General features: G+C 32.6%; 10 protein-coding genes. 1 reads left to right on the forward strand and 9 read right to left on the reverse strand.

All coding sequences use genetic code 11. The features are described from left to right. Positions 1–167 precede the first annotated feature (167 nt). The 7 genes from RR643_RS05845 to mutL all read right to left on the reverse strand — a co-directional run bounded on the left by RR643_RS05845 (position 168) and on the right by mutL (position 6993). On the reverse strand, positions 168–1229 hold the full coding sequence (locus tag RR643_RS05845) for an iron-containing alcohol dehydrogenase family protein (protein ID WP_332482645.1): 1062 nt from the start codon (positions 1227–1229) through the stop codon (positions 168–170). Beyond that, complete coding sequence (locus RR643_RS05850) at positions 1229–1900, reverse strand: RpiB/LacA/LacB family sugar-phosphate isomerase (protein ID WP_332469050.1); 672 nt, start codon at positions 1898–1900, stop codon at positions 1229–1231. Before RR643_RS05850 ends, RR643_RS05845 begins: the two co-directional genes overlap by 1 nt. Before the next feature lie 109 nt (positions 1901–2009). Continuing rightward, complete coding sequence (locus RR643_RS05855; RefSeq protein WP_332482646.1) at positions 2010–2666, reverse strand: CpXC domain-containing protein; 657 nt, start codon at positions 2664–2666, stop codon at positions 2010–2012. A 38-nt stretch (positions 2667–2704) separates the two neighbouring features. Further along, the gene (locus RR643_RS05860) at positions 2705–3403 is read right to left on the reverse strand and encodes a hypothetical protein (protein ID WP_332482647.1); all 699 of its coding nucleotides are present in this window, start codon (positions 3401–3403) and stop codon (positions 2705–2707) included. Between the two features lie 146 nt (positions 3404–3549). Beyond that, the gene (locus RR643_RS05865; protein ID WP_332482648.1) at positions 3550–4278 is read right to left on the reverse strand and encodes a tRNA threonylcarbamoyladenosine dehydratase; all 729 of its coding nucleotides are present in this window, start codon (positions 4276–4278) and stop codon (positions 3550–3552) included. Beyond that, a complete protein-coding gene (gene miaA, locus RR643_RS05870) occupies positions 4271–5191 on the reverse strand; it encodes a tRNA (adenosine(37)-N6)-dimethylallyltransferase MiaA (protein ID WP_332482649.1) in 921 nt (306 codons plus the stop codon). The genes RR643_RS05865 and miaA overlap by 8 nt, the downstream gene beginning before the upstream one ends. Beyond that, a complete protein-coding gene (gene mutL / locus RR643_RS05875) occupies positions 5188–6993 on the reverse strand; it encodes a DNA mismatch repair endonuclease MutL (RefSeq protein WP_332482650.1) in 1806 nt (601 codons plus the stop codon). The genes miaA and mutL overlap by 4 nt, the downstream gene beginning before the upstream one ends. Before the next feature lie 371 nt (positions 6994–7364). Here mutL and RR643_RS05880 point away from each other — a divergent pair, with 371 nt between their 5' ends. Continuing rightward, positions 7365–9605 carry an EAL domain-containing protein gene (locus RR643_RS05880; RefSeq protein WP_332482651.1) on the forward strand — a complete coding sequence of 747 codons (2241 nt, stop codon included), beginning with the start codon at positions 7365–7367 and terminating at the stop codon, positions 9603–9605. Between the two features lie 87 nt (positions 9606–9692). Here RR643_RS05880 and proC read toward each other — a convergent pair whose 3' ends face one another. After that, complete coding sequence (gene proC / locus RR643_RS05885) at positions 9693–10502, reverse strand: pyrroline-5-carboxylate reductase (RefSeq protein ID WP_332482652.1); 810 nt, start codon at positions 10500–10502, stop codon at positions 9693–9695. Between the two features lie 223 nt (positions 10503–10725). Then, on the reverse strand, positions 10726–13242 hold the full coding sequence (gene mutS / locus RR643_RS05890; protein ID WP_332482653.1) for a DNA mismatch repair protein MutS: 2517 nt from the start codon (positions 13240–13242) through the stop codon (positions 10726–10728). Between the last annotated feature and the right edge of the window lie 100 nt (positions 13243–13342).

A 13342-nucleotide genomic window follows, 5' to 3' on the forward strand; every position in this document is an offset into this window, starting at 1 on the left:
TGAATATATTCTAACATAAAATCTTCATAACTTGAATATGATTCAAGTCTATTTCACTGAACTTTCACGCATATTCCTTATCGCATGTCCTCAGTTCATCGCTGTATCTTTACTTTAATCGCAGAGAACTTTCCTAATAGATTAAAAAACCTCTTTCGAGGTTTTGATTAAACTTCTAAATAATCAATTGCTTCACGTATCATTTCCTTTGTGATTGGATAAGGTATGTGATCTAATTCTTTGTTTTTAAGCGTTAGTTCCAATACATCTTCTAATGGATCATCTTTACTAATACCTAAATCGTTTAAACAAATTGGTAATCCAATGGTTTTATAGAATTCAATTGTTTTATTTAATTTATCATATTGTTTATCAACAATTAATTGAATTAGAACACCATAAGAAACTACTTCTCCATGGAAATGCTTTTCTTCTATTTCTTTTCTACAAGTCAGACCATAAAATAAAGCATGTGCTAACGCACTATTATAATCTGCATTAATAATCAACGAAACGATACCTGTTGAAACAAGAATATTTTGTATGGTTGCTTCAAGTTCCTTTGATAAGATTTTTGCTTCTGCATCACGGTATCCTTTAGTTGCATGTTTTACAATTGAATCATAACATAGATTACTTACTTGAAGGGCTAGTTCATCCGTATATTCTATTTCATCATTTCTACACGAGAAATATGTTTCAACATTCTTCGCAACTGTATCACCAATTCCTGCCCACAAATATTGCAGTGGAGCATTCATAATAACTTCTGTATCAATCATGCAATAGTTTGGTGCTTTTCTACAATGATAAATATCTTTAAACAAATGATCTTCCGTATACATAATTGATATCTTCGTTACTGCTGCACATGTCGATGCAATTGTTGGTACAGTAATTACAGGTATATTGCATTTATCTCCTATTACCTTACAAGTATCGATACATTTACCACCACCAATAGCGAAAATCATATCTGCATTTTGAACTTCATTATCATTGATAATAGAATCCACATTTTCATAAGTTGCATCATTACCATAGAGATAACTCTTAAGTATTTTACAATCAAATTTTCTAATATAACTGTTTAATTTTTCTTGGCATGCTTTATAAGCTTTTTCACCGTGAATTAAAACTATTTTATTTCCATATAAGCGACTAATTTTTCCAATTGCTTCATAGCTATCCTTGCCAATCGAATACGATGGTAAAATAACTTCTTTCATTATTTTGCTAAAGCTTCCTTAACAAACTTAATATACTCTTCATCTTGGCAATTAGCGAAGAAACATTCTTGGAAATTTTTAGTTAATGATCCTTTTAATAAAGCTGGATCGATTGAGCTAAGAGCTTCTAATACTGGTTTACCAACTTGACGTTTAACTTCTGCAAGAATTCTAACGTTTCTATTTTGAGATTCTTTACGATCTTGTGGGTATCCTTGTCCTTTTGGAGAACCAAACGCTTTTTCAAAGATTGTTTTGATATTTAATTCTGCACCCCATCCAAAACCTTTTGCATATGGAATTGACAATGCATTTCCATCGTTGATTTGTAAGAATAAGTAAGCATCTGTTGGTTCAATACAATATCCACAGTTTACACCTGGAAACATATTACATGCCATTAGTGCTCCTTGACCAGTACCACATCCAGTAACAACGAAATCAACTGCTTTTGAATTAAGTAGTAAAGCTGCTTGTACTGAGATATTCATATAAGTAAGACGTGGATTTTCTTCACTGTAGTCAGTAGGTAAATCTTGTGGATTGTTTACATATTGCATACCTGTGTTGAATACTGTGTGTCCCATTGGTTCTACAACTGATTTTAATTGTTCTAATACGATTGCATTCTTTGAAGCTTGTGAAAATTCATTAATTAGTGCTATTTTCATATTTTTTCCTCTACTTTCATATAAAAAATACCACTTTCAGTCTGTTCAGAAAAACATTCTTCTAGACTATAAAGCGGTAATTTTTTATTTATTCATTTTTTTAAAGAATTTAGCTAATATTCTTAACATATTCTCTTGTAGCACGATCCAACATCCAATTGCGATTTACTCTTACAAAACGATTTGGTTCTATTTCATATCCATCTTCTTCTCTTAAGAAGATTTCTTCAAATTGTTCATAATTTAATTGCATACGTACAGGTTCTTCCTTAAGTACAGATATGATCTCTACCATATTCTCTCGTCTTGTATTATATACAGTAAACTCAATTTCTTCGAGTGTCGCTTTCTTTGAATCAATAATTTGCTTCTCACAAAACATTTTTGCCATCTCGACAATTCGGTCATCTAAACCTTCTTCTAATATACGTACCTTTTCAACAAACTCCATGATTTTCTTACAATATCTATAGGTATACCCAGGAATTACATCAAATGGTATTTTTGGATTAGCTTCTAATTCTTTCTCAATTTTATCATCGATTAAATAAACCATAATCTTATTTTCTGGATCATGATATAAACAAGGATATACTACTTGATATACATCATGGCAATGTGGACATTCCACTTTGAATATTTCATTGTGAAATAATTTTTCTCTTAAATCTGGGTCTAGCTCAACATTAATACTTTCCCAAATCTCAATTTCGTAATCTTTTCCACATTTAGGGCATGTGAACATTCTTGTTGATGATTTACTCATTTGTTTCCTCCAAACTAAAATGGTACCGAAATACCATTTTATGATTTCTTTCCTTTAATAACTTCTGGATATTCTTCCAATATATCATTTACAAAATCTTTTAGTTTCTCAAATGTTTCATCATTCACATGAACCGAACTATTAGCGGATACTAATTGAATTTGATTATTGAGTAACACAGGTACAATATCTACTTTCTCATTTTGGTGAATACCAATGTCTTTTTCAGGCTCTTTAAGAAGACGTCCTTCAATAAACTTAGAATTGTACTCTACTGATTCTACCAAATATTTATAGAATTTTCCATCACTTAAGAAATGAACGTTTAGAATGTCTGGATAGTGAATATCACGTTGATAATCTAATTCTTTAATATTACGTACTTGAGCTAACTCACGAGTACAGTCTTCATCTTCAAATAATGCAGCACCTTTGACTTGCATCTTAAATGTTGGTTGTTCAACAATATCAAACTCATAGGCAACGATATCGAATGAACTAAATAACGCTAGGGGTTCTTGTATATCTAAACCTTTTTCACAACTATCTATTGAATTGCCTATCGCAAGCACCGGAAATACTAAATTTCCTGCAGCATCGATCATACATGTGGTTAGCATAAAACAATCTTCAACACTTACATCTACCAATTCTTTACATTCTTCTGTCAGATCATCTACTTCAAATATTTGGTATTTGTGGTAAAGTTCTGTAAATCTACTTTCTTCTAATATCATCATATGCCTCCCTTCTTTGCCATATTATACCAAGGTTGCTTATAAAAGAAAACATTTAAGCATATAGCTAATATATATAAGCAATCTTCGCTTTAATCGGCATGATTAAGAAAATCATGATGATTTTATCACCATGATTCCTCTTCTTACTTCTTATTTATACCTAGTAAAGTTCTTGTCACGATACTAGCACACAATAATCCTGATGCAGCAGGTACAAAGACCATACTTGCAGGTGGTATTCTTTCTTTTCTTGTCTTACCATCAGGATTAGTTTCAACATTTTGTTTAAATGGTATTTCTGTTGAAAATGCCACATGTATTTTATATTTTATATTTCTCTTTTTAACTAGATCGCGTAATGCTTTCGCTAGTGGATCATATGTCGTTTTATCTAATGTTGTTTGTATTACTTTACTTGGATCGAATCGATTTGCCATCCCCAGTGAACTAATGCATGGAATCTTATTTTTATGACATAACTCAATTAAATCTAGTTTCGCAGTTACTGTATCAATCGCATCAATTACATAATCTATCTTTTGATTAAATATATATTCTAATTCTAAACTAAAGAATTCATTTATACATTCAACTTCACATTGATCATTAAAAGATACAATGCGTTCTTTCATACATTCTGTTTTTTGCTTGCCTATTGTTGGATAGGTCGCAAGTATTTGCCGATTTAAATTACTTAATGCTACTACATCATGATCCACAAGGATTAGTTTTCCAATACCGCTTCTTGATAATGCTTCTGCAGCATAAGATCCCACACCACCAACACCGACAATCAATACACTCGCATTTCGAAGTGAATCTACTTTATCTTTTCCAACTAAAAGTTCTACTCTTTCTAATGGATTACTCACTTTTATTTCTCCAATTTTCAATCAGTTCTTTTGTTTTTTTAATTGAATCTTCATCATTCATATCAACCCAATGAATCGGTGTTTGATTATTAAACCATGTATATTGTCTCTTCGCAAATTGGCGAGAATGTTTTTGAATTTCTTCTATTGTTTCTTGTAATGACACTGTCTTGTTGAAATAACCTTGCCATTCACGATAGCCAATTCCTTGCATAGCTTGATCTGTAAACTTAACACCATTTTTAATCAACGTTTGAACTTCTTGTTCCAAACCATCATTTACCATTTTTTCTACACGTTGATTTATTCTCTCGTACAACACATCTCGTGGTAATGTGCATCCCAATATGAATGCATCCACAATTGGTTTGTGTTCTTGATTTGCGATGATTTCTGATTTAGTAATGCTTGTAGTATCATAAATCAAACACGCACGAATGAGACGTTTACGATTGTTTGGATGAATACTCATTGCCTGTTCATTGTCAAAAGTCTTTAGATAATCTACCAAATCATCATTCGTCATTGATTCATATTTTTTAATGAGTTCTGGATATTCATCTGGTTGTTTCTCAAAAACATAATCATATACACACGCTTTGATATATAAACCAGTACCACCCACAATCATTGGCAAGCAATTTCGTTCAGTGATTTCATCAATCTTTTCTCTTGCATGTAATTGGAAATCCGCAACACTATAATTATCAGTAGGTTCTAATATATCGATACAATAGTGCGGAATATCTCGCATCTCATCTGGTTTAATTTTACCTGATCCAATATCTAGCCCACGATAGACTTGTATTGAATCGCCACTAATGATTTCACCATTTAGTTGTTTCGCTAATTCGATTGAAAAACTTGTTTTACCAACGGCTGTCGGCCCTACAATTACTAATACTTTTTTCATCGTAAAAACTCCTTTTCCAATCGCGTTGCATCTATACAAATAAACGTTGGTCTTCCATGAGGGCAATGATATGGTTGATTGCATGATGCAAGTTGTGATAAGACCTCATTCATTTCAATCTCATTCAAAATACGATTGAAGCGAATTGAGTGGTGACATGCCATTGTCGCTATTTTGTGTTTGTGTATTTTACTCTTTGATATTTCTTTTTCATCTTTGAAACTATCTACTAAGTCTTGTAGGAAAATTGCTTCATCCACATCCTTTAACCATATTGGAATTTCTCGAACAACAAATGAATCATCTCCAAACACTTCGAATTGAATACCTAAGTCTTTGACAACATTATTCATCTCATCCACTCTTCTTACTAAATCATGAGTAGTATGAATCATATGTGGCACTAAACATTGCGTCATTGTATGTTGGGCACTTTCCATTTCTGTTAGAAGTTGTTCATAATGCACTCTTTCTTGTGCAGCATGTTGATCAATGATATACAATCCCTCAACTCCTTCACACAAAATATACTTACCATGCATTTGTCCAATAACTTTTAGTATTGGAAATTCTTTTTTTGCAAGTGGTACTATTTTTTCTTCAATAACCGTTTCAACCATTCTAGGTTCTTCTTTGGTTTCTACCCTATTTATAACTTCAGTCTCTTGTGGTTTTAATTGAATTGCATTTTGAATGGGTGTATAACTTTGGTTCTCTTCTTTAACAGTCTGTTGAATTGGTAAATCATTATTTTCAAATAGACTTTGTATTTCTACTTTTTCTTTTACTACGCGTTCCATATTTACGATTGGAGCTTGAATATGTTCTCGTATTGCATTGGGTATAATTTCACGCAATAAATATTCAAGTTGTTGTTCCTTAGATAATCGTACTTCCCATTTACTTGGATGCACATTCACATCAACAAGTTGAGAATCCATTGTAATATTTAATACGACAATTGGATAACGATCACTTGGTATATAATTTGCATAACTATCAATAATTGCTTTTTGTATACGATATGGACGAACCATTCTTCCATTTAGAAAAACACTTATTGCATTTCTTGTTGCTCGATTAAATTGCGGATGAACACATACTCCATGAACTCTATAGTCTGTATCTCCATCATCAATCATAATAGAATTTTTAGCGATATCTTTTCCATAGAGTTGATAAACTACTTCTAACAAATCATTTGATCCTGAAGTTTTGAAAGTTTGTTTATTGTCACTTGTAAAAGAGAATGCAACTTCTGGATGAGATAGCGCAAATTTTTGTACAACATCACTAATTAAGGAATTTTCATAAGGTACAGTTTTTAGATGTTTTAACCGCGCCGGTGTTTTTTGAAACAATCCTGATATTTGAATCATCGTTCCTTGATTACAAGGATAAGGACGAGCACTAATGAGTTTCCCATATTTAATTTCAACTCGCGTACTTTGTTCTCCATTGTTTGTTTCCAAATTAACTTCTGATACAGAAGCGATAGAAGGTAATGCCTCTCCTCTAAATCCCAATGTTTTTATTGACCACAAATCTTTCGTATTGGCTATTTTACTAGTTGCATGTCGCTCAAATGCCATCGTTGCATCTTCACTGTCCATCCCAACTCCATTATCAACGACTTGAATACTTTGTATACCACCTTGTTGTACAAGGATATCAATGCGTGTTGCTTTGGCATCAAGAGCATTCTCAACCAATTCTTTTACAATCCCCATTGGTCTTTCTACAACTTCTCCAGCCGCAATCATATTTGTAAGTTGTGTATCTAATGCTTGTATAACACCCATCTTGTTACCTCACTCTAATCTTCATGTATTAGTTTACCATTTTTGTAGCTTCTTTTGTAGAACAAGCGCGCAAGAAAAGACTCCTCAAGGGAGTTTCTTCTTTTTTATATATAAGGGGATAGAATAACGATAACACAACAGGGGAATTGTGTTACACAAGCTTATTATTAGCTTGTGACTATACTATACCAATACTCTAACGCAATAATTTGTGGTGAATATGTAAAATTATGTTATTTAGGTGATTTTCCCCAACAAATTGAGTAATGTTTAGTCTTTTTGAGTCATTGTTGCCTTTATCCCTTTATGATAGAATAGACTTATATATTTCTTTATGACCTATTACTTCCTAATAATACAGGAGATATCAAATGAGTAAAACTTTCAAATTCAGCGTACTTTTAATCAATATACTTTTACTAACTCTCGGATGGATATCTCCAATCCCTGTTTTTGCTGAAGAAAAAATCGAGTTTACCGCTGAAGAGAAAGAATATATCGAACGTACAAAAGATAATCCAATTGTAACAGGAATCATACCTCATGTTTATCCTTTATCTGCTTGTCCTTATGAAGGAGGTTCATTTAAAGGTACAAATGTTGAAATGCTTCATCTCATTTCTGAATTATCTGGATTAAATTTTGAATTTGTTTGTGTACCTATCGAACAAAAAACTCCTTATGAAGCATTAATTAATCATGAATTTCAAATCGTTGCAGGTACTATTCGTTTAGATGTCTTTGAACAAAACGAGAATCTACTTTTATCGGATCGTTTTTGCGATGGTTCTGCAACTTGTATAGCTAAAAAAGATACAAATCCTGCCATTCTAGAAACAGGTAAAATTGCAGTTATGCAAGGATATCAAGCAGGTTATGAGTTTTCTCAAATGCAATTCCCCAATCACGAAATCATTTTATACCCATCAAATGAAGACGTTATACGGGCAGTCAATCAAGGAAAAGCAGATTTAGCAATGATAAGTCGTTATGTTGGTATTTATGAATTACAAAGTCCCTTCAATGAAAATCTTACTGTTCTAGCACCTTATCAACGTGTTGTTGACAGTGTTATTATGACAACGAATACACCAGAAAATCAAATAATTATTTCTATAGTTAATAAAACTCTTGCCGCAATAAGCGAGGATGAATACAACAATATTCAAATGACTTACATTATCAACAATCCTTACAAATATTCAATCTTTGAATTGTTCTTCAAATATCGGTTCCTTATTTTTGCAGGTGTTACAGTTGTTTCAATTCTATTTATACTCATCATTCGATTGCTAAATTCACAAAAAGAAAAAGTTATTTTATCCAACGATAATTTGACAGGTGCTTATACTGATGCAGGTTTTGAACTTCAAGTTTCAAAAATTCTTAGTCGTTCCAATAAGCATTTCTTCATTACTGATTTTGATCTTTCACATTTTAGTAGCTACAATGATTTATATGGTAAAGCACAAGGTGATATCCTATTAAAGAAGATTGTCGAAGTTGTAACTTCTTTCCTATGTGATCAAGACGCGATATGTCGATCGTATGCCGATAATTTCCGCGTAATATCATATAAAGAAAATATCGAAGAATTAGTAGCTGATATTAAACGTGCAAATGATATCTTGAGTCAACTTATAGATGCAAGTATGCGTTTTAACTTTGGTATCTATGTCGTTGATGATCACAATATTCCGATTTCTAAAATGTTTGATTATGCTGCTATGGCAAAGAAAATAGCGAAAAACGATCCAAACACAATGATTCGAATATTTGATAAAAACCTACATGACATACAACAAAATGAGACTCGAATGCTTGCTTATTTTAATCAAGCCTTAAAACAAAAAGAGTTTGTCGTATATTATCAACCAAAAGTCGATGTTAAAACAAATAAAATTGCTGGTGCTGAAGCATTAGTCCGGTGGATTAATAGTGAGGGTAAAGTTATTCCTCCATCTAGTTTTATTGAATTATTTGAAAAAAATGGTCAAATTCAAAAACTCGATTTCTATGTGCTTGAACAAGTATGCAAATTCCAACGAAGTCGTCTTGATCAAGGAAAAGAATTATTCCCAATTTCATCTAACTTCTCTCGGGTTCATTTATTCAGTAATGATTTCATTCCCATCTTAAATTCAATTGTCGATCACTATGATCTTCCAAAAAGTTGTATCGAAATTGAATGTACAGAAACTGCAATGACTTACGACTCTGAAATTTCTATCTCTATCTTAGGACAGCTTCAACAAGAAGGATATTCAGTTGCAATGGATGACTTTGGTCAAGCATATTCATCATTAAACTCTTTGCGTTCTATGCCATTAAATGTTGTAAAACTGGATCGTGGATTTTTATTGGTTACGATGGAAGAAGAAAAAGCTCGTTCCAAAACCATCATTCGAAATATCGTCACTCTCGTACACGACTTAAATTTAAAACTAGTTGCTGAGGGTGTAGAAATCTATGCGCAAGTATTATTTCTGAAGAGTGTTGGTTGTGATTATATTCAAGGTTATTATTTCTCGAAACCATTAAGTGAAACAGATTTTATAAATTTATTAAATGATAGTCTTTATATTATAAAAGAAAACAAAACTAAAGAATAAAAACATCACTATGAATTAACTCCTAATTTATTTAGTAGTTAATTCTTTTTTTTGAATAAAAAAAAGAATTCATATCATTGAATTCCTTTACATTTTCTTGTTTTTCTCCGCAGCAGTTACAACCGCTTCTATAACAGCGTTCCTGAACCCATTTTTTTCTAGCGATGCAATCGCATCAATTGTGGTTCCTCCTGGTGATGCTACTCTATCTTTTAGTTCTCCTGGATGTAAATTAGACTCTAAAACCATCTTAGCCGAACCATATACTGCCTGTGCTGCAAATAAGTAAGCTTGTTTTCTTGGCATACCTTCTTTTACTGCTCCATCAGCCATGGCTTCAATCATCATATAAACATAAGCCGGTGAAGATCCACTAACACCAATTACTGCATCAATTAAATACTCATCCACAATTTCGCATTGACCACAACATTCAAATAACATTTTAATATCTTGTACATTATCATATTGAGTTTCCAGTTTCATTCCTTCACTTAGGCTTAGCGATGTCATTCCAGCTTGAACCATTGCTGGCGTGTTTGGCATAGCACGAACTATATTTCTATCCTTACCCAACCACTCTTGAAGTTGTTTAATTGTAACTCCCGCAGCTATGGATACAATTGTTGCTTGAGGAAGAATATTATTTTTTAATTCATTGCAAATTTTCTCTATCATATTTGGTTTAACACATAAAAAAACAATATCCGCAATTGCACATGCTGAAGTATTAGAAGATGTGACATCAATTCCATAATGATTATGTAATTCCTCTAATTTACTTTCATCCCTTCTCGATGCAATGATGTTGAGGGGATCTACTCCACTTTTAATCATGCCACTTATAATCGCTTCCGCCATATTGCCACAACCAATAAAACATATTTTCTTATTCATAAATTGTACCTCACATGAAACAAGTATATCACGGAATAGAATCACTTCAATTTCACAATAAGAAAAAGTCCTCTCGGACTCTTCTTTTTTATATTTATATAAGGGGATAGAATATTACTAACACAATAGGGGGTTGTGTTAATACGTGCAAGTTATTATCTCTTGCATATATAATATAGCAATATTCTATAGTTAGATTTTGTTAACAATATGTGAAATTATGTTATTTGATTTGTTCTTTTAGATCCACAATCATTTGTAATGCTTGAATTGGAGTTAGTGCATTTGGATCTACTAGATTTAGCATATCCATCACTTTTGTTTCTTTTGTGTCTTCTTTCTTCAATTCAACAATTTGATATGACTGTTGAACAACCCTTTTATTGCTTTCTAATTCTTTTAATAAATCTTTTGCTCGATCCAGTACAGAGTCTGGTAATTTCGCAAGTCTTGCAACATTAATACCATAGGAACGATCTGCTCTACCTTTTTTAACTCGATACATAAAGGTCACATGATCATCTTCTTCATGAACTTCAACGTGTACATTTTTAACACAATCGATGTTTTCTTCTAATGTTGTTAGTTCGTGGTAGTGTGTTGAAAAGAGTGTCTTAGCGTGAATGCATGATGCAATATATTCTATCATTGCTTGAGCAAGTGCCATACCATCATATGTCGATGTACCTCGACCAATTTCGTCAAATAGAATTAATGATTTATCCGTTGCATAAGTTAGCGCATGATTTGCTTCAGCCATTTCCACCATGAAAGTAGATTGTCCTGATAGAATATCATCGCTTGCACCAATACGCGTAAATATCTTATCAAATAAAGGCATCTCACATGACTTACATGGAACAAAACATCCCATCTGTGCCATGACTACAATAAGTGCAATTTGTCGCATGTATGTACTTTTACCACCCATGTTAGGTCCTGTAATGATTAAGACTTCATTCTCATCATTCATAACTAAGTCATTCGCAACATAACGCTTTTCTTTCATCATCTTATCTAAGATTGGATGACGTCCTTGTGTGATACAAACGTCTTTTCCAGTAAATACTGGTCGAACATATCCTTGTTCACTACATAGATTACTTAATGCATAAACACAATCAATCTCAGAAAGAACCATCGCAAGCTTTTGAAGTTTAGGTAAATACCCCTTAATCATTTCAAGTAGTTCTTGGAAAAGTTGTAATTCCATACGAATTGATCTCTCTTCCGCATGTAATATTGCATCTTCTTTTTCTTTTAAATCTTGTGTTACATATCGCTCACAATTCGTTAATGTTTGTTTACGTATATATCCGAATTCATCCTTAATTTGTGAATTCGCACCTTTACTAACTTCAATATAATATCCAAATACACGATTGTAACCAATTTTTAGCGTTTTAATACCTGTCTTTTCTTTTTCACTATTTTCTAACGCAAGAATCCAATCTTTTCCTTGTCGTTGAATCATTCGAATTTCATCAAGTTCTTTACTATAACCATCTTGGAACATACCACCTTCTTTTGTGGTAAGTGGCGGATTTTCAACAAATGCATTTTCTAATTGCATATGTAGTTCTTGAAGTCGATCACCCTTCTTTAGGTCATCAAATACTGAATCCTGAAGGCAATCAAATATCGCAGGCACTGCTTTCAAAGTTTTTTGTAGACGTATGCAATCCATCGCATTTGCATTCCCCATCGCAACTCTTGCGATAAGTCTTTGCACATCATATACCTTGGATAAGTTTTCTTTTAACTCTTCCCTAACCATGAAATTTTTCATTAAAACTTCAACACGGTCTAATCGTAATTCTATTTTCTTTTTATCCACTAGTGGTTTTTCTACCCACTTCTTGAGTAGTCTTGAACCCATTGCACTTTGACAACGATCCATAAAACTCCACAAGGTTTCACTCTTACTTTGTACCCTTAGTGGTACGACAAGTTCTAGGTTTTGTTGTGTGGAGAAATCCATATACAGAACTTCATCTTCTTTTTCGATTTCCACAACTTGAAGATGTCCTAACATCTTTTTTTGTGTTGCTTCTAAGTAATGAATCATTAAACCATAAGCTTCACGGTTTCTATCTTCCTTAATCTCTTCACATAAATCTAGATATTGTTCCTCAATACTTGTTTCATTACAATAAGAGATAACCACATTCCCTAATTCACGAAGTATCTTAATCCCTTTTTCATCAAAGTCATTGTTTAATACAACTTCCTTGATATTATTCTTAAGAATTGTTTGTGATAACACAACCCAATTTCTATCAATATTTTTAAGTAGTGTTTCTCCTGTAGACATTTCAACTATGGATAACGCAAATCCATATTGATAGTCAATAATACTTGCAAGGTAAATACTATTTTTTTCATCTGTGATCTCATCCATGATTGTTCCAGGAGTTACAACCTTAACCACATCTCTTTTTACGATACCTTGTGCAACAGATGGATCTTCTAGTTGTTCAACAATCGCAACTTTATATCCTCTTTGTACAAGTCGTTGAATATACGAAGTAACTGCATGATGAGGTACTCCACACATTGGCACTTTATCCTCTACCCCTGCATTTCTACCTGTCAGTACAAGATCTAATTCACTTGAAGCTATTTTTGCATCATCAAAGAACATTTCATAGAAATCTCCTAAACGATAAAAAACAAGGGCATCTAAGTATCCCTTCTTTACTTCAAGGTATTGTTCCATCATTGGTGTATATTTTGTCATAATGCCCTACTTCTTTCCTTGTCTATTATACCTTCTTTTATTCTATTTAAAAACCCTTAGAAAAACAAAAAAACTTAATCATTTGAATAATTAAGTTTCT

The organism is Anaerorhabdus sp. (assembly GCF_036637135.1).
Classification (GTDB): Bacteria; Bacillota_I; Bacilli_A; order Erysipelotrichales; family Erysipelotrichaceae; genus Anaerorhabdus.